Origin of the sequence: uncultured Hymenobacter sp., from assembly GCF_964243305.1 — a bacterium.
Classification (GTDB): Bacteria; Bacteroidota; Bacteroidia; order Cytophagales; family Hymenobacteraceae; genus Hymenobacter.
Window position 1 is genome coordinate 58,580 of the sequence record NZ_CAXTEF010000020.1, and the last position, 16,139, is coordinate 74,718.

General features: G+C 64.1%; 19 protein-coding genes and 1 pseudogene. 13 read left to right on the top strand and 7 right to left on the bottom strand.

Annotated elements, in window-relative coordinates; all coding sequences use genetic code 11:
• A partial coding sequence (locus tag ACFE70_RS12530; protein WP_375418093.1) for a histidine kinase dimerization/phospho-acceptor domain-containing protein occupies positions 1–442 on the top strand: 442 nt, incomplete at its 5' end.
• Here the strand turns inward: ACFE70_RS12530 and ACFE70_RS12535 are convergent.
• Entirely contained in the window at positions 439–567 is a 129-nt protein-coding gene (locus ACFE70_RS12535; RefSeq protein ID WP_375418094.1) for a hypothetical protein, read from the bottom strand. The two genes, ACFE70_RS12530 and ACFE70_RS12535, sit on opposite strands and share 4 nt — an antisense overlap.
• Before the next feature lie 16 nt (positions 568–583).
• On the opposite strand from ACFE70_RS12535, the gene ACFE70_RS12540 reads away from it, so the two are divergent.
• The 5 genes from ACFE70_RS12540 (at position 584) to ACFE70_RS12560 (ending at position 7,427) form a co-directional block, all read left to right on the top strand.
• The gene (locus tag ACFE70_RS12540; protein WP_375418095.1) at positions 584–949 is read left to right on the top strand and encodes a sensor histidine kinase; all 366 of its coding nucleotides are present in this window, start codon (positions 584–586) and stop codon (positions 947–949) included.
• Positions 950–1,263: 314 nt separating this feature from the next.
• The gene (locus tag ACFE70_RS12545; protein WP_375418096.1) at positions 1,264–2,625 is read left to right on the top strand and encodes a TolC family protein; all 1,362 of its coding nucleotides are present in this window, start codon (positions 1,264–1,266) and stop codon (positions 2,623–2,625) included.
• Positions 2,626–2,759: 134 nt separating this feature from the next.
• A complete protein-coding gene (locus ACFE70_RS12550) occupies positions 2,760–3,692 on the top strand; it encodes an efflux RND transporter periplasmic adaptor subunit (protein ID WP_375418097.1) in 933 nt (310 codons plus the stop codon).
• A 110-nt stretch (positions 3,693–3,802) separates the two neighbouring features.
• Positions 3,803–7,108 (top strand): efflux RND transporter permease subunit, encoded by a 3,306-nt coding sequence (locus tag ACFE70_RS12555; RefSeq protein ID WP_375418098.1) that lies wholly within the window; start codon positions 3,803–3,805, stop codon positions 7,106–7,108.
• A gap of 61 nt (positions 7,109–7,169) precedes the next feature.
• A complete protein-coding gene (locus ACFE70_RS12560) occupies positions 7,170–7,427 on the top strand; it encodes a hypothetical protein (RefSeq protein ID WP_375418099.1) in 258 nt (85 codons plus the stop codon).
• Positions 7,428–7,621: 194 nt separating this feature from the next.
• Here ACFE70_RS12560 and ACFE70_RS12565 read toward each other — a convergent pair whose 3' ends face one another.
• From ACFE70_RS12565 to ACFE70_RS12585, 5 genes and pseudogenes are all read right to left on the bottom strand, one after another.
• On the bottom strand, positions 7,622–8,398 hold the full coding sequence (locus ACFE70_RS12565) for a hypothetical protein (RefSeq protein WP_375418100.1): 777 nt from the start codon (positions 8,396–8,398) through the stop codon (positions 7,622–7,624).
• A gap of 71 nt (positions 8,399–8,469) precedes the next feature.
• Positions 8,470–8,631, bottom strand: coding sequence for a hypothetical protein (locus ACFE70_RS12570; protein WP_375418101.1), 162 nt, complete (start codon positions 8,629–8,631; stop codon positions 8,470–8,472).
• Between the two features lie 235 nt (positions 8,632–8,866).
• Positions 8,867–9,355: a hypothetical protein gene (locus ACFE70_RS12575; protein WP_375418102.1), complete on the bottom strand. Its 489-nt coding sequence runs from the start codon at positions 9,353–9,355 to the stop codon at positions 8,867–8,869.
• Between the two features lie 168 nt (positions 9,356–9,523).
• Positions 9,524–10,267 (bottom strand): potassium-transporting ATPase subunit C, encoded by a 744-nt coding sequence (locus ACFE70_RS12580; RefSeq protein WP_375418103.1) that lies wholly within the window; start codon positions 10,265–10,267, stop codon positions 9,524–9,526.
• Between the two features lie 10 nt (positions 10,268–10,277).
• A pseudogene (locus ACFE70_RS12585) lies at positions 10,278–11,015 on the bottom strand (sigma-54-dependent transcriptional regulator).
• Between the two features lie 572 nt (positions 11,016–11,587).
• On the opposite strand from ACFE70_RS12585, the gene ACFE70_RS12590 reads away from it, so the two are divergent.
• The 6 genes from ACFE70_RS12590 to ACFE70_RS12615 all read left to right on the top strand — a co-directional run bounded on the left by ACFE70_RS12590 (position 11,588) and on the right by ACFE70_RS12615 (position 14,713).
• Positions 11,588–11,920: a transposase gene (locus ACFE70_RS12590; RefSeq protein WP_375418104.1), complete on the top strand. Its 333-nt coding sequence runs from the start codon at positions 11,588–11,590 to the stop codon at positions 11,918–11,920.
• A gap of 75 nt (positions 11,921–11,995) precedes the next feature.
• Positions 11,996–12,244: an IS3 family transposase gene (locus tag ACFE70_RS12595; RefSeq protein ID WP_375418105.1), complete on the top strand. Its 249-nt coding sequence runs from the start codon at positions 11,996–11,998 to the stop codon at positions 12,242–12,244.
• Entirely contained in the window at positions 12,245–12,553 is a 309-nt protein-coding gene (locus tag ACFE70_RS12600) for a transposase (protein ID WP_375418106.1), read from the top strand. It abuts the gene before it with no gap.
• A 174-nt stretch (positions 12,554–12,727) separates the two neighbouring features.
• Complete coding sequence (locus tag ACFE70_RS12605; protein WP_375418107.1) at positions 12,728–13,546, top strand: DUF6597 domain-containing transcriptional factor; 819 nt, start codon at positions 12,728–12,730, stop codon at positions 13,544–13,546.
• Positions 13,547–13,612: 66 nt separating this feature from the next.
• Positions 13,613–14,242 carry an NAD(P)-dependent oxidoreductase gene (locus ACFE70_RS12610; protein ID WP_375418108.1) on the top strand — a complete coding sequence of 210 codons (630 nt, stop codon included), beginning with the start codon at positions 13,613–13,615 and terminating at the stop codon, positions 14,240–14,242.
• Positions 14,243–14,260: 18 nt separating this feature from the next.
• Positions 14,261–14,713, top strand: a complete 453-nt coding sequence (locus ACFE70_RS12615) for a DUF1772 domain-containing protein (RefSeq protein ID WP_375418109.1) — start codon at positions 14,261–14,263, stop codon at positions 14,711–14,713.
• 207 nt (positions 14,714–14,920) lie between these two features.
• Here ACFE70_RS12615 and ACFE70_RS12620 read toward each other — a convergent pair whose 3' ends face one another.
• Positions 14,921–15,151, bottom strand: coding sequence for a hypothetical protein (locus ACFE70_RS12620; protein ID WP_375418110.1), 231 nt, complete (start codon positions 15,149–15,151; stop codon positions 14,921–14,923).
• Positions 15,152–15,901: 750 nt separating this feature from the next.
• On the opposite strand from ACFE70_RS12620, the gene ACFE70_RS12625 reads away from it, so the two are divergent.
• Positions 15,902–16,139 (top strand): alcohol dehydrogenase catalytic domain-containing protein (locus tag ACFE70_RS12625; protein ID WP_375418111.1); only part of this gene is annotated, 238 nt, incomplete at its 3' end.

Genomic DNA, 16,139 nt, shown 5'->3' on the forward strand with positions numbered 1-16,139 from the left:
CGGCCGGCCTGCGCCTGGCCCTGGCCCAGCCCTACCCCCTGCTGCTGCTCGACTGGATGGTGCCCGGCCTGACGGGCCTGGAAGTGTGCCAGCAGCTGCGCGCGCGCAACAACCCGACACCATCGCCGGCCTGCAAGCCGAGGCCAACGACTACATCAAGAAGTCTCTTCACTTTGAAGAGCTGCTGGAAAGCGTCCGGGTACAGCTGCGGCCGGGGCCGGACACGGGACCGGCCGAGCGGTTTGCGGTCGGCCCCATCGTGCTGGACGTGGAGCGCGAAAAGCAGTTCACGGCCGACGCCTCGCACGAGCTGCGCACCCCGCTGGCCGTGCTCAAGGGCACGCTCGAAGTGCCCATCCGCAAGCCCCGCACCGCACCAGCGCCGAGTACGTCGAAAACATCACGCTCGGCATCCGCGAGATTGACCGCCTCACCCATTTAGTAGACCAGCTGCTGCTGGCGCGTTTCGAGAACCACGCGAAGAATCTGAACCGGCAGGAGCTGTCGGTGCTCAGCAGCGTGCACGACGTGCTGCACCGGCTGCGCGGCGAAGTCAACGCCAAGCACCTGCGTGCGGGTAGACGTGGACGACGCCGACACCCCCGCCATCCCGTCGGACCCCTACCTGGTTGATTTAATTCTGGACAACGTGCTCACCAATGCCGTGAAGTATTCGCCGGCCGGCTTGCTCATCAGCGTCGAACTGGACCACGCGCCTGGCCGGCTCATCTGCCGCGTGGCCGACCACGGCATCGGCATCCGGCCCGAAGACCTGGACCAGACTTTCAACCCCCTCTACCGCTCCGACGCCCTGGCTCACAAGCACATCGGCGGCACCGGGCTGGGGCTGTCCATTGTTGCCAAGGCCTGTACGCTGCTGAATATCGAGCTGGCCGTGCAGAGCGAGCTGGGCCAGGGCACGACGTTCACGCTGCGGTTTCCGGCATAGCCCACGCCGCTATTGGCGGCTCCTGCTCCGGGCACCCGAAGCGCCGCGCGGAGGTAGCCGCTGAGCGTGACGCGCGATTGGACCTGACCTGGCCCGGCCGGGTAGCAGGCTGCCGCCAAGCGGTAGTTTTTTCAGGGGTGCGGCTGGTCCTTCAGGGGCCAGGCAGCGCAGGTCAGGGGCCGATTCTGCCGGCTTTCTGGAATAGCAACTGGTTATTTTTCAGCCCCGAGCGTATTGGTACGGTGCTCCAACTTTTCTCCAGAATTGCCGGCGTGTTTTGCCTTGTCATTTTCCGCCCGCTCTTGCTTCTTGCCGTGGCCCTTCGTTCGTTTAGACCCTTGCTCCGGCTGCGGCTGGCCCTCGCGGCGGCGCTGCTGGCCGGCGGCGGGCGCGCCCAGGCCCAGCAGCCGGCGGCCGGCGCGCCGCCCGTGCTGGGCCAGCTGCCGGCTTACTCCTCGGGGCTGCCCGCCAGCCCGCGCCGCCTCGACGACTTCGTGGCCGTGGCCCGCTACAACAGCCCGCTGCTGCGCGACCTCACCAACCAGGTAAGCCAGATTCGCCTCGACAGCTTGCGCCGCAAGGCCCAGAACGGCTTTCAGGTGAACGGCACGGGGGCGGCGGTTTACTACCCCTCCATCAGCAACCGGGCCGGCGAGGCGGTGGTAGGCTACGATCAGGCCGTCACCAACGGCGGCAACTACGCGGCCGTGGGGCAGGTCAGCAAGCCGATTTTCAACCGGGCTTTGCTGCAAAACGACTACCGCATTCTGGGCTCCCAGGGGCTGGTGCTGCGCAACAGCGGCCGGCTCAACGCCCTGGATTTGCGCCGCTCGGTGACCGACCAGTTCCTCACGGCCTACGCCGCCCAGCTCCAGCTGGAGTTCAGCCGCGGGCTGCTGACGCAGTTGCGCCAGCAGGATAAGCAGCTGCGCCAGCTGGTTGAGGCCGGCATTTTCAAGCAGACTCAGTATTTAAGCTTCTACCTGTCGGTGCGCACCCAGGAAGTGACGGTAGAGCAAAACCGGCTGGCCTACCGCCGCGAGCTGGGCACCTTGCGCGCCCTGGCGGGGGTAGGCGACACGGCGCTGGTCAGCATCGAGGTGCCGGCCCCGCCCCGGCGCCGCCCGCTGGCCGGGCTGCTGGCCCCGGCCCTGCGCCAATACACGCTCGACAGCCTGCGCCTACAGCTCGACCGCCGCGCCGTGGACACCTACTACCGGCCCCGCGTGAGCGCCCTGGCCGACGCGGGCTTGCAGTCGATTTCCTATATGCCCCGCGCCCTAAGCCGCAGCCTGGGGGTGAGCGGCGGCCTGCTGCTGAACATTCCCATCTTCGACGGCCATCAGCGCCAGCTGCAATACCAGCGCATCGCGCTGAGCGAGCAGAGCCGCCAGGGCTACCGGCAATTCCTGACCGGGCAGCGCCGGCAGCAGTACGAGCAGCTCGAAAATCAGATTCGGGCGTCCGACGCGCTTATCGTCCGCATCCGCGCGCAGCTGCGCATTGCCGACGCCCTGGTGGGGGCTACGCGCCAGCAGCTGGCCACCGGCGAGGTCTTTATCCTGGACTACCTGAACGTGGTGACCAGCTACCGCACCCTGCAATTCAACCTCACCCAGGCCGAAACCGACCGCCTCAGGAGCTTGTATGCGCTGGATTATTTGGGCGAGCAGTAGCGCGGACTTTAGCTACGCTGACCTTTGGTTGTAGTCCGCGAATGGACCGCAAGAGTCGTTCAACTCGCGGACTACAACCAAAGGTCAGCGTAGCTAAAGTCCGCGCTACTTCGCGACCGCATTGTATTGCCTTTATGAATTCCCTACCCCCCCTCCTGCTGCTGAACCTGCTCCTGCTGCTCGGCCTCGCCGCCTGCGGACCCAAAGCCCCGGCCGACGCCGAAGCCGAGGCGCCCAAGCCCCGCGCCCTCGTAACGGTGGAGGCGGTGCGGGCCGACACCGTGCGCGATGTGCTACGGCTCTCGGCCGTGTCGGCCTACCCCGCCAAGGATGTGCTGCGCGCTACCACCACCGGCTACGTGCTGGCCCCTACCCCCCTGCCCGGCCAGAACGTGCAGGCGGGCCAGACCGTGTTTCGGGTGCAAACCAAGGAAAGCCGGGTGCTGCATTTAGACCAGCTCACCGGCGACCCGCGCCTGCGCTTTTCGGGCATCATCGCCGTAAAGTCGGGGCGGGCCGGGGTGCTCTCGACCGTGGACAAGCTGGCCGGCGACTACGTGCAGGACGGCGAGCAGCTGGGCATGGTCTACGACCGCGCGCGCTTCGGCTTCGTGCTTGACGTGCCCGTGACGCAATTGCGCTTCGTGCGCGTGGGCCAGGCCTGCCGCATCTACCTGCCCGACGGCCGGACCCTGCCCGGCCGCGTGGAGCAGGTGCTGGCCACGGCCGACGTGGCCATCCAGACCCAGCGCTACACCGTGCGGGTGCTGGGCCGGGTGCCCGACCTGCCCGAAAACCTGGCCGTGCAGGTTGGGCTGGACCGCACCGCGCCCCACCTGGCCCCGACCGTGCCGCGCGGGGCCGTGCTCACCGATGAGACGCAAACCCAGTTCTGGGTGATGCGCCTCTTGAATGACTCCACGGCCGTGAAGGTGCCCATCAAGCGCGGGCCGGAGCAGGGCGGGCGCATCCAAATCGACAGCCCCGCCTTCCGGCCCCAGGACCGGATTCTGGTCTCGGGCAACTATGGCCTCGATGACACGGCGGCGGTGAGGGTGACCAAGTAGGGTGCGGGGCTTGCCCCCGCCCGGCGTCAGAACGATGGCATTAGAACGATAATTTAGTCAGTAATCAAGCGGCGCGAACGCCGGGCGGGGGCAAGCCCCGCACCCTACGCATGACCTCCCTTTTTCAAACCTACAAAGCCCCCATTACCGTGCTGCTGACCCTGGTGCTGGCCCTGGGCGGGCTGGCCTACCGGCGCATCAACGTGGCCCTGTTCCCGGAAGTCACTTTCCCCAAGGTGAAGGTGATTGCCGACAGCGGCCTGCAACCCGTGGACCGCATGATGGTGACCGTGACCAAGCCGATGGAGGACGCCCTGAAGCAGGTGCCCGGCCTGACCTTGCTGCGCTCGACCACCAGCCGCGGCTCGTGCGAGATTTCGGCGTTCTTCAACTGGAGCGTGGACGTGGTGCAGAGCCAGCAAATAGTAGAGTCGCGCCTGAACCAGATTCGGCAGGATTTGCCGGCCGGCACCCAACTCAGCGTCGAGCGCATGAACCCCGCCATTCTGCCGGTCATGGGCTACACCCTGGAGGCGCCCGGCACGTCGGCTCTGGCTTTGCGTAAGCTGGCTTTGTACACGATTAAGCCCTTTCTCTCGCAGGTCGATGGCGTGTCGGCGGTGCAGGTGCAGGGCGGGCGCACCAAGGAGTACCAGGTCGAGCTGCTGCCCGACCAGCTGGCCGCGCTCAACATTACCCCGGCCCTGGTTTCGACCATGCTCGGCCAAACCAACTACGTGCAGAGCAACGGCTACCTCTCCGACTACCACCGCCTCTACCTGACGGTCACGGACGCCACGATTATCACCAAGAGCGACCTGGAAAATGTGGTGCTGCGCAACGACGGGCGCCGCGTGGTGCGCCTCGCCGACGTGGCCACGGTGCGAGTGGGCGAGCAGCTCGAATACACCCGCGTGAACGCCAACGGCCACGACGCGGTGCTCATCTCGGTCTTGCGCCAGCCCGACGCCAACGTGGTGCTGGTGAGCGAGGGCGTGCGGGCCAAGGTGGCGGCCCTGCAAAACGGCCTACCCCGCGGCATCACCCTGAAGCCCTACTATGACCAGGCCGACTTCGTGGCCGAGGTGGTGCGCTCGGTGCAGGATTCGCTCTGGATTGGCCTGGCGCTGGCGCTGGTCGTAACGGCCCTGTTTCTGCGCTCGCTGCGAGCCACGCTCACCATTCTGCTGGCCATTCCCATTGCCCTGGCCATGACGCTGGCCGTGCTCTACTTCGGGCTGGGCTACTCGCTCAACATCATGACCCTGGGCGCGGTAGCCGCCGCCATCGGCCTCATGATTGACGACGCCGTGGTGATGGTCGAGCAGCTGCACCGCGTGGGCGAGGAGCACCCCGACCTGGTTCCGGGCGAAGTGGTCGAGCGCTCGGTCCGGCACCTGCTGCCGGCGCTGGTCGGCTCGTCGCTGAGCACGATTGTCATTTTTCTACCTTTCGCCCTGCTGGGCGGGGTAGCGGGCGCGTACTTCAAGGTGCTGGCGACGACGATGGTCGTGGCGCTGGTCTGCTCGTTTCTGGTGGCCTGGCTGGGGTTGCCGGTCATTTATCTACTGCTGAGCAAAGGGTCGCCGGCCGCGGGCACCTCCACTTTTGAGCCTCCTTCGGCGACTTTATTCCCTACCCCCCTTGCGTTGACCCTACCCCCTAGTCCCTTCTCCGCTTTAAGCGCGGAATCCGATGGGGAGGGGGGACTAGTCTTTAGCTCTAGTCCTAGATTCAACTCCGGTTCTAGCTTAGAGCTAAAAACTAGTTCCCCTCCCCATCGGGGAGGGGCTAGGGGCGGGGTCAACGCAAGGGGGCTAGGGGGTGAGGCAATACGGCCGGGCACCTCCCACCACGACATTCCCTGGGTCCGCTCGGTCATTCGCCACCCGGCCTACAGCCTCATCGGTATCGCGGTGCTCGCAGCCACGCTCTGGGTAATTATTCCGCGGCTGGCGACGGGCTTTCTGCCCGAGATGGATGAGGGAGCCATCGTGCTCGACTACAACTCGCCGCCCGGCACCAGCCTGGAGGAAACCGACCGGCTGCTGCGCCAGGCCGAAAAGCTGATTGTGCAGGTGCCCGAGGTGGCGAGCTACTCGCGCCGCACCGGCACGCAGATGGGCTTTTTCATTACCGAGCCTAACCGGGGCGACTACCTCATCCGCCTCAAAACCAACCGGAAGCGCACGACAACGGAGGTCATCGACGATTTGCGCCAGCGCATCGAAGCCACTCAGCCGGCCCTGACTATTGACTTCGGCCAGGTCATCGGCGACATGCTGGGTGATTTGATGAGCACCGTGCAGCCCATCGAAATCAAGGTTTTCGGCCCCGACGCGGCCACCCGCTACGCCCTGGCCGACCAGGTGGCGGCCGTCGTGGAGAAAGTGCCGGGCACGGCCGACGTCTTCAACGGCATCGTACTCCTGGGTCCCAGCGTGGACGTGCGCCCCGACCCGCGCAAGCTGGCCCAGTATGGCCTCACCGGCCCCGACTTCCAGGCCCAGCTGCAAACCCAGCTCGCGGGCGTGGTCAGCGGCAGCGTGCTCGAGGGCGAGCAGCTGCTCAACATCCGGCTGCGCTACCCCAACGCCGCCCAGGCCAGCCTCGACCAGGTGCGCGCCGAGCCGGTATTCTTGCCCAACGGCCGCCGCCTGCGCCTCGACGAGCTGGCCACGGTGGACGTGCGCGCCGGCGACGCCGAGCTGGAGCGCGAAAACCTGCAGGCCATGACCGCCGTCACGGCCCGCCTCAACGGCCGCGACCTGGGCACGGCCATGCAGGAAATCCGCCAGCAGCTGGGCCAGCAGGTGGCCCTGCCCCCCGGCTACTTCATCCAGTACGGCGGCTCCTACGCCGAGCAGCAGCAGTCGTTTCAAGAGCTGCTGACCATCCTGGCGACGGCCTGCCTGCTGGTGTTCGCCGTGGCGCTGTTCCTGTTCAAAGACATCAAGGCGGCGGGGCTGATTCTGCTAGTGGCGGTGCTGGGGCCGGCCGGGGGCAGCGTGGCGCTGTTCTTCACCCACACGCCGCTCAACGTGGGTTCCTACACCGGCCTTATTATGGTCGTCGGCATCATTGGGGAGAATGCCATCTTCACCCTTCAGCAGTTTTTCGAGAACCGGGCCGAGGGCAACCCCGTGGAGCAGGCCATCGGCTACGCCATTGCCGCCAGGTTGCGGCCCAAGCTGATGACGGCGCTCGCGGCCATCGCGGCGCTGCTGCCGCTGGCGCTGGGCATCGGGGCGGGCGCGCAACTGCACCAGCCGCTGGCCATTGCCGTGATTGGCGGATTGGTACTGGCCCTACCCCTGCTGCTGGTGGTGCTGCCCAGCCTGCTCCGGCTGGCTTACCGCAACGCGACCCAGCAGCCCCAGCCCCCGGCACCCATCCCGGCGCTGGCGCCGGCCTAGCCGCCGGCCGGCTTCCGAACGTCAGGTCCGCCTTTCCATCCTTCCTTTCCCCAACCGCCTCATGGCCATCGTAAAGCCGTTCTACCACCACACCCAGACCGTCACGGGCATCATGGCCGCCGCGCCGGAGCCCGAGCGCTACCCCTACCACGACGACGACCAGTGCCCCGTGGGCCAGCAGGTCAAGGCCAGCGACGAGTGGCAGTACTACCGCGACGAGCCCGGCCGGGAGCGCGACTACTGCCCGATGTGCGCCGAACTGGCCGCCCCCACCGCGGGCCGGCCAGCAGCACGACCGCCAGTCCCAGCAGGGGGGTAGGGCCGCCCATCAAGCCGTCGTTTTCCCAGATGTCCTCGGCCACGCTGATGAACACCAGCCAGGTCCCCCGAAGCCAAACCGCAGCGCCCGGTACGTTTTCGGGCGCTGACGCAGCTTCGGCCAGCGGGAAGCCAGGGACATAGCCAGGGACATAGGGGTAGGGAAAATGGGAAATTTGGCTGGGAGCTGCACTGCTAGCCACGTGGGGCCGACCCGTCGCGCCCCACACCTGGTCGCGACGGGTCGGCCGGGTCGGGCCGCCTCGTGGCGTAGATAATCAGGCCGACCAGCAGCCCGAACAGAATCAGCGACGAGCCCTGGGTGCCGAAACCCAGCCCGTGCTTCTCGACGGGCTTAGTTAGCAGGTCGCCAAACGTGGCTCCGAACGGGCGCGTGAGCACGAAGGCCACCCAGAACAAGAGCACCCGCGAGATGCTGGTGAAGTAGTACGCCAGCACGACGACGGTCAGCAAGGCCCCAATCAGCAAAGCGCCCCCGCCGAAGCCCAGGCCGGAGTCATCCGCCAGGTAGTCGCCCAGCGCAGTGCCGAGCGTGTTCGAGAATAGAATCGCCGTCCAATAAAACAGCTCGCCCCGCCGGGTGGTGATGTCGCTCACCGACAGGGTTTTCTCGCTCAGCCGCCACCAGGCCAGCACCACGGCCAGGAGGCTCACCAGAATCAGCGACCCCGTGGCGTAGCCCAGTCCGAGGGTGCGGTCCATGTAGTCGGACATAGTGGTGCCAGCCGTGCTCGTGGCCAGAATCACGGCCCAGTACAGCCACGGAATGTAGCGGTTTGCCGCCAGCTGCCCGAGCAGCACAACCAGAAAGATGCTGAGGAGAATCAGCGAGCTGGTGCCGTAGCCCACATTCATAGTTTGGGCCAGCAGGTCGCCGGCCGTCTCACCGAGCGTGGTGGCGCAAATCTTCATCACCCAGAACAGCAGCGTTATGGCGGGAATCTTTTTCATAGTAGAAGGAATCAGGCTGGCCGGGGCTTAGCGTCGCTTAGCGAAAGGTAGGGCAAGGGCGGCGGGGCCGCCTATTTAGGGCGCCAGCTCAGCGTCAGCCCCGGTGTGCTCCCGCCGAAGTACGCCGGGGCCACGTTCAGGCCCACGAGCCGGGGCGGGCGGCCCCAGCGGTTGCGGTGGCTCAGGTACGCCCGGTGGGCCGAGAGAATGCCGAAGCCGGCGCCGGCAAACACGTCCGATTCCCAGTGCTTGTTGTTGAGTATCCGCAGGGCCCCTACCCCCGTAGCGATGGTGTAGGCCCCGATGCCGTACCACTGGCCTTTTGTCGCGCAATTCGTTGTGCACGATGCTGGCCGCCAGAAAGGCCTGGGCCGTGTGGCCCGACGGAAAGGCGTCTTTGGCCCCGTTGGGCCGGTCGATATTGGTGATAAACTTGGTGGCGTACACGCTGGCCAGCATGATGGCCTCCTACTTGCCGATGAGCAGCAGCGTGTTGAGTCGGTCGTCGCGGGTTTCCACCCGGAGCAAGGTCACGCCGGCCAGCTCCAGGTACGGGGCCAGCAGCAGGAAATCGTCGGCGCGGGTATGGAAGTTGGGGAAGGCCCGCCGCAAATCGTTTTTTGCCTCATACGACGAATAAAAGCCGTGCCCGTTGATGGTGCTGCTGCCGTAGCCGATGAGCACGGCCGGCACGATACTGGCCCGCACGAGCTTGCGCTGAAAAAATGGCTTGCGCCCGGCCGCTGCCGCCGCGTCGGTGGGCTTTTCAAATTTGTGCAGCGTGTCGGTGGCGGCGGGCGCGGGGTTGAGCGGCACTTGCGCGAAGGCTGGGTGCGCTGCATTCAACAAAGTCGGCGGCACGGCCAGGGCCGGGTCGGTGGTGGGTGTGGTTTGGGCCAGGGCGGCGCTGCTGGTGCCCAGCACGACGGCCAGCAGAGGCAATAAGGTCTTTTTCATGGGTGGTAGGCGGCACCACGAACGCCGCCGGGCGGGTAAGCAATGGACCTGCGCTGCTTGGCGGGTACGGCCGGTTAGAGCAGGGCTGTCGGGCTGTTACAAAGGTGAAGGGGGTAGGGAATTAGCGGCGGGCCAGCGCATCCAGGGCCAGGTTAAGCCGGAGCACGTTCACGTGGTCGGGGCCGAGCAGGCCAATTTCGACGTGCTGCTGCACCAGGGCTTGCACCTGGGCGGGGGGGGTAGGCGCCGGGCCGCCACGCGGGCCACCTGCACCAGCGCGCCCTGCGGCGAGGGGTGCGGGTCGAGGCCGGAGCCACTGGCCGTCAGCAGCTCGGCCGGCACGTCGGCGGCGCGCACGCCGAGGTTTTGCAAGAGAAAAGTGTCGAGGCGGGCTTTGACCACGGCCAGATACTCCGGATTGGACAGGCCTTTGTTCGAGCCGCAGGAGCCGTCGGCGTGGTAGTCGGCGGCAGCGGAGCGCGAGTTGAAGTACTCGGACTGCGTGAATTTCTGGCCCACGTTGGATTTCTGGCCCACGTTGGCGAAGCCGACCACGCGGCCATTGCGGCGGAGCTGGACGCCCGCGCCGTGGCCGGGCGCGAGCTGGGCCGCGGTCCAAACCACGGCGGGATAGAGCACGCAGCACAGCACCAACATGGTCAGGGTGAGGCGCAGGGCGGGCAGGAGTTGGTTTTTCATGAGTCTTATTTGGCGGTCTTGTTGATTTGGCAGTACGGCCAGGCGGTAGTACAGGTCAGGGCGGAAATGGCCCTGCTCGGCTTCCTGCCGCAGGTCGTAGTTGGTGGCAGCCACGAGGCGCACGTTCACGCGAGTGCACTTGGTGTCGCCGGTTTTCACGAACTCCTGCCCTTCCAGCACCCGCAGCAGCTTGGCTTGCAGGCCCAACTCCAACTCGCCAATCTCATCCAGAAACTAAGGTGCCGCCGTGGGCTTCTTCCAGCAGCCCTTTCTTGTCGGTGAGCGCGCCGGTGAAGGCGCCTTTTCAATAGCCAAACAGCTCGGATTCGAGCAACTCCTTGGAAAAGGCGCTGTAATTAGCCGCCACGAAAGCCTTGCCCCGGCGCAGACTGGCCTGGTGGCTGGCCTGGGCAAACAGCTCCTTGGCGCTGCCCGTGGAGCCTTCCAGCAGCACCGTCGCGTCGGTCGGCGCCACTTGCTCGGCTAGCGCTTTCACCCGCCGTAGCGCCGCCGACAGGTCAATTATCGAGGCGAAGCTGTGCTGCAAGCCCACCTGCTTTTTCAGCACTTGCACCCGGCGCTGCAAGCGCGCCTTTTCCACGGCGCGGGCTACTACGACTACGAGCTGGTCGTCGGAGTCGCCCTTGGTAAGGTAGTCGAAGGCGCCGGCTTTCATGGCCTGCACGCTGTCGGGCACGTTGCCGTAGTCGGTGAGCAGAATGATTTCGGCCAGCGGAGCCTCGGCCTGGTAGCGGGGCAGCAGGGCCACGCCGTGGCCGTCGGGCAGCTTCACGTCGGAGAGCACGACCAGCACTTCATCGGCGTGAGCGCGCAGGGTGTCGAGGCCCCGGCGGGCGTCGGGGGCTTGCAGCACGGCGTAGCCTTCCAGTTCCAGCATCCGGGCAATGGCCTGGCGCAAAGGAATTTCATCGTCGATGAGCAGCAGGGTGCCTTCGGGCATAGAGGGAGGGGGTAGGGAAAGAAGCGCGGGCCTCTATTCCGACAAAAAAACGCTATATAAAACACCGGCAATCAGTGCCTTATATAGCATAAATGTGGACCCACTTGGGCATGAGCAGGTGCCGGACGGTGCCGAGATTTACCTATAAAAGTGCTTTTATGAGCAGCTGGCCGGCATTCGAGGTGACTTTAGCAGCAAGCTTCGGCAACGATATTCCTGGAAACCGGAGGCCATTTATAGCTTTGCCCCCACCCTATTGCTGTCTCTGGTAACGGGGCTAACGCCGTAGCCCAAGCTTGGAGCAGTTGCGGCCCATAGCGCTCTAGGTGTATGGTCTCAGGGTGAGGTGGTTGGTGCATCTTCCCTAGCGGAACAGTCAGCGGCTTTTAAAACATGACACTGCACCTTAAGCTAGTCGTTATGCACTTATAAGGTATTGATTATGAGAGATTAGATAGCTTATTTTCAGGAGCGTTTTGACTGCTCCGCTAGGGAAGATGCACCAACCACCTCACCCTGAGACCATACACCTAGCTTAGGCGCACAGAAGCAGGACGTATATTCCCTGCGTCATGAGCACAAAAAGCAGCAAGCCCACGCCGGATAAACGGCGCAAATACGATGACGCTTTCAAAGCCGAGGCCCTGCGGCTGGTCTCGGAGAGCCGCAGCACGCAGGCCGCCGCTCAGCAGTTAGGCATCAGTCCTAAGCTGCTCTACCGCTGGCAGCAGGCCCAGCTCATCGCCGAAGTAGGCAGCGTGAAAGTGGCCCGCGACCCGGAAGTGCACCAGCTGCGCGCCCAGCTCAAGCGGGCCGAACAAGAACTGGACGTTTTAAAGAACCTTGGTCATCTTCGGCCAGCCGACTCGGTAAATACCTACCAATACATCGCCCAGCTCTGCTAGGTGCTGGGCGTGGCGGCTAGTGCGTATCACACCTGGCAGCGGCAACAAGCACCCGCCGCCGAACCAGCTTGGCAAGTGACTGTCCGCAATGTATTTAAGTGGCATTCGGCGCGCTATGGCACCCACCGCTTGCGCGCCGAGTTGCGCGCCCAAGGCCATTTAGTGGGCCGCTGGCGCATCCGGCGTGCGCTAGCTGCGGCAGGCCTACGCGCCCAACAGCCGCGCTCGTTTGTGCTGCGTACCACCGACTCGGACTCCACCGCGCGAGCTGGGCCGAACCGCTTGCTGGGCCAGTCGGTCCTCACCGCCCCGAATCTAGTCTGAGTGGGCAACATCACCTATTCGCCTAAACAGGGCGGCGGCTGGCCCTGCCCGGCCACCTGGCTTGACCGCTACTCGCGCAAAGTCATAGGGTGGAACATGCGCGAAACCACGCCTAAAGCCTTGGTCAGCGAGGCCTTGCGTCGAGCGCTGGCCGTGCGCCGACCAGCAGCGGGGCTCGTGGTCCATTCTGGCCAGGGCAGCCAGTACTCCGCCACCAATTTCAAGACCTTGTTGGTCCGCCACGAGGCCCTGCAAAGCATGAGCCGGCACGGCAAGTGCTATGATAACGCCCCCGCTGAATCGTTTTAGAACTGGTTTAAACTCTTAATTCTCGCTAGATGGCACTTCTCCGCGGGAATGCCCTTATAGTGCACAAGTTGCATACATGCTTCGCGCTCTGCTAATGCTGCTAAACAGGTAAGAATCCGCTATTTTTATGCGTTTGGTGTGCTCACCTCGTCGCTGCATTACTACTCTTGGTATATGTATTTTCATAAGCTGGCTCCGCCGGGCGACCTTCGCGGCTACGTGCGCTATTTTTGGACGCTGGAAAGCAGTAGTGAAGCGTCATTGCCTAGCGCTTTCACGACCCTCGCCGATGGGTGTCCGGGCTTAATCGTCCAGCGGGCGGGCGATTCCCCCTTCTGTGACGGCACGGGCAAGGCCTGGCCCCGTAGCTTTCTCTATGGCCAAACCACCCGCGCCAATCACATCAGCACGAGTGGCCCGTTCCAAACCCTCGGCATCTGCTTCGAACCCAGCGCGCTAACGGCGGTTTTCGGACTTAATGCCGCCGAGCTGACCGACGCCTGTCTCGACCTGCCCCTACTGGCCGCTCCGCAGGCGGGTAACTTGGCCGAGCAGTTGGCCGCCATTTCTGCCGTGCCCGAGTGTGTAGACCACTTAGCCGCCTTCCTGCGGGCCGGCACCGCGCGCCACCGCACGCAGGTCGATTCCCGCGTTCGCCAGTCGCTGGCGCAGTTGCTGGAGTCGGGCGGGCGCGTTTCCCTGCCGGACTTGCAGCGGGCGGTGGGGCTCTCTGAGCGCAGCCTGCAGCGCAAATTCAAGCACAGCGTAGGCATTTCGCCGCAGCTATTCGCGCGCATTTGCCGGTTTCAGGCCTCGCTTGCCCAGCTGCGCACCCGGCAGTACGGGAAGTTCTCCGACCTGGCCTTCGAGTTAGAATACGCCGACCAGTCGCACCACATCCGCGCCTTCCGCGAATTTGCCGGCGCTTCCCCGCAGCAGGTGCGGCAACGGGCCCAACCGGGCGTACCCGAGTTTCCGGAACTGCTGCGCTAACGTTGGCGGATTCGTTCTATTCGCTCGGGTAGGGGAGCCACGTTCTTTGTTAAAAAAACAAAGACCATGAACCTACTCGTTTTTGGGGCCACCGGCGGCACCGGCCGTCAGCTCGTTGAGCAAGCCCTCACCCAGGGGCACACCGTCACGGCGTTTGCCCGCACCCCCGCCAAGCTGGCCCTGCAACACGCTAACCTACGCGTCGTACCGGGCGACGTATTGGATGCGGCCGCGGTCCAGACTGCCTTAGCCGGGCAGGAGGCTGTGTTATCAGCGCTCGGCGCCCCGGCCGGGCACAAGACTCCCGTGCGCTCGGAGGGCACCCGCCATATCCTGCACGCCATGCAGCAGGCCGGGGTTCGCCGCTTCGTGTGCTTGACCACCCTCGGCATGGGCGACAGCCGGGAGGCGCTGCCCTTTTCCTACAAGTACCTGATTGTTCCCTTGTTTCTGCGCAGTGCTTTTGCTGATTCAGAACTCCAGGAAGCCTACATCCAGCAGAGCCTAGTGGAGTGGACCATTGCGCGCCCCGCCACGCTCACCAACGGGCCACGCACGGGCAACTACCAGCACGGGTTCCCCGCTACCCAGCAGGGGCTAAAAATTAAGATTTCGCGGGCCGACGTGGCGGACTTCATGCTCCGACAGCTCCACGATTCCACCTACCTGCGGCGGGCAGCTAGCCTCTCATATTAACCCACTACCCCTGGTCATATGCAAGGCAAACCCATTGTGCTGGCCCTGGCCACTGTGGCAACGGGCCTGGTCGCGGGCGTGTATTACGGCTTTTCGGTGGCGGTCAACCCCGGCCTGGCTCGCCTGCCCGCGCCGGCGTACATCGCAGCCATGCAGGCCATCAACGACGTCATCCAAAACCCAGTCTTCGCAGCCAGCTTCTTCGGCGCCCCGTTGCTGTTGCCCTTGGCTACAGTTCTGTATGCCCGCCGGCCGTATGTCCGCCGGTTTCGCTTACTGACGGCCGCCACTGGCCTCTTTTGGGCAAGCCTAGGCGTGACGGTGGCCGCTAACATTCCCCTCAATGAAACGCTGGCGACCTTTTCACTTCCCAACGCTACGCCCGCACAAGCCGCCGTCGCCCGCGCGCACTTTGCCGGGCCCTGGAATAAGTGGCACGGCGTGCGGACGCTAGCCAGCACGCTAGCCTAGCCTTGGCGCTGGCAGTGGGGGCCTGCTTGGCTACACCAGCAGGCAGCATTGGGCCTGCACTAGAGTAGGCACAGAGAAGTGATTGGTGGAGGTCACTGAAGGGAGTTCTGCTTGCAAAAGGGCGGATTTACAGGTCAAGCAGTCAATTTGCTGATTTTTAAATTATACGGGCAAAGTAGATTTGCTCTATCAGAATGAATATCCTTTTTAATAAGCTTGGCACACCCGCTGGATTGCATAGAATTGCCCTTTTTGATAAAGCGCTACCGAAGGGCTTAGCGTATAAATCCGCCCTTTTGTGCTGTCCGTCGGGACGTCGTAGGGAAAGCCGTCGACGTCGGACTTATAGAGGCCGAAGACGAGAGTCCAGGCCGTGATGCGCTGGGCTCCGAGCAAGGCGTAGTTGGAGCCGTTGGCACAGCCCGAGTCGGCGAGCATTTCGCATAGTACAGAGGCAGCTCGTTCGGGCGCAGCCGGTGCTGGAGGCCGCGCAGCAGTCGGGGCTGGTGCCGACTGGCGCGGCCATCCGCGTAATCGGCCTGCACGTGGCTGATGACGACGGTGGTCGTGTCCACGGCCAAATTGCAGAGGTAGTTCAGGGCGCAGGCTTTGCCGGAGATGCGCGCGTCGGGGTCGATGAGGCGGTAATGCGTCTTGTTGCTCGGCAAGCGGGCCTTGGGATGCTGCGCTCCCGGTAGCCTGGTGCGTGGCTAGGTGGCGCGTGAAAATCGGTTTGATTTTTACAAGTAAAGGTTCGATATCCGTTTTAACCCGACAACCGGGAGCCGGACCTTTGTCAGGAAATCAAGCGGCTGCCTTGGCCTGGCTCCACTACCTGTAATTACTGCGCAAATCGCCAAAACAACCCTGTCCTTCGAGCAACAGGAAGGCCTCTAGTAGGGGTGGCAGGAGAGCTATGCCCACCTTTTGCGTATTGCAGAAGGCTTGGTTGTTCGCCACGCTTGCGGTGGCAGGAGAGCTATGCCCACCTTTTGCGCAATACCCGGCACTGAGGCTGGCTAGGCGGTTGCTTAACACTGCCCAATCTATTCACCCGCTTTTCATCGGAAACCCTTTCCGGCGCCTGTGTGCGGATAAAAGAAAGTGGTGTACACCTTTTTTATAGTACAACCCCAAATTTTGGAAATCATGAGTCAACCCACCTCCGAATTCGCACGTCCGGGTTCTATGCGCCGTTGGATAGTACAAGCCGGGGCCACCAGCCTCGATAGCCTCGTTATGCAAGAAGCTCCGATACCCGAGCCCGGCCCCGGCGAGGTACGAATTAAAGTACACGCTGTTTCTATCAATTATCGCGACCAGATTATCCTGACCGGTCAGTTGGGCCAGACCCTTACCACCGACGTGGTTCCCTTGTCGGACGGAGCCGGGGAGATTGATGCCGTGGGCCCCGACGTTGCCCAAT

What these genes read in the sequence shown, in the direction of transcription:
- ACFE70_RS12575 (WP_375418102.1), bottom strand. Translation starts at nt 9,355, where the DNA reads ATGAAAAAGACCTTATTGCCTCTGCTGGCCGTCGTGCTGGGCACCAGC.
- ACFE70_RS12620 (WP_375418110.1), bottom strand. Translation starts at nt 15,151, where the DNA reads ATGCTCGCCGACTCGGGCTGTGCCAACGGCTCCAACTACGCCTTGCTC.
- ACFE70_RS12605 (WP_375418107.1), top strand. Translation starts at nt 12,728, where the DNA reads ATGTATTTTCATAAGCTGGCTCCGCCGGGCGACCTTCGCGGCTACGTG.
- ACFE70_RS12590 (WP_375418104.1), top strand. Translation starts at nt 11,588, where the DNA reads ATGAGCACAAAAAGCAGCAAGCCCACGCCGGATAAACGGCGCAAATAC.
- ACFE70_RS12560 (WP_375418099.1), top strand. Translation starts at nt 7,170, where the DNA reads ATGGCCATCGTAAAGCCGTTCTACCACCACACCCAGACCGTCACGGGC.
- ACFE70_RS12555 (WP_375418098.1), top strand. Translation starts at nt 3,803, where the DNA reads ATGACCTCCCTTTTTCAAACCTACAAAGCCCCCATTACCGTGCTGCTG.
- ACFE70_RS12565 (WP_375418100.1), bottom strand. Translation starts at nt 8,398, where the DNA reads ATGAAAAAGATTCCCGCCATAACGCTGCTGTTCTGGGTGATGAAGATT.
- ACFE70_RS12610 (WP_375418108.1), top strand. Translation starts at nt 13,613, where the DNA reads ATGAACCTACTCGTTTTTGGGGCCACCGGCGGCACCGGCCGTCAGCTC.
- ACFE70_RS12550 (WP_375418097.1), top strand. Translation starts at nt 2,760, where the DNA reads ATGAATTCCCTACCCCCCCTCCTGCTGCTGAACCTGCTCCTGCTGCTC.
- ACFE70_RS12615 (WP_375418109.1), top strand. Translation starts at nt 14,261, where the DNA reads ATGCAAGGCAAACCCATTGTGCTGGCCCTGGCCACTGTGGCAACGGGC.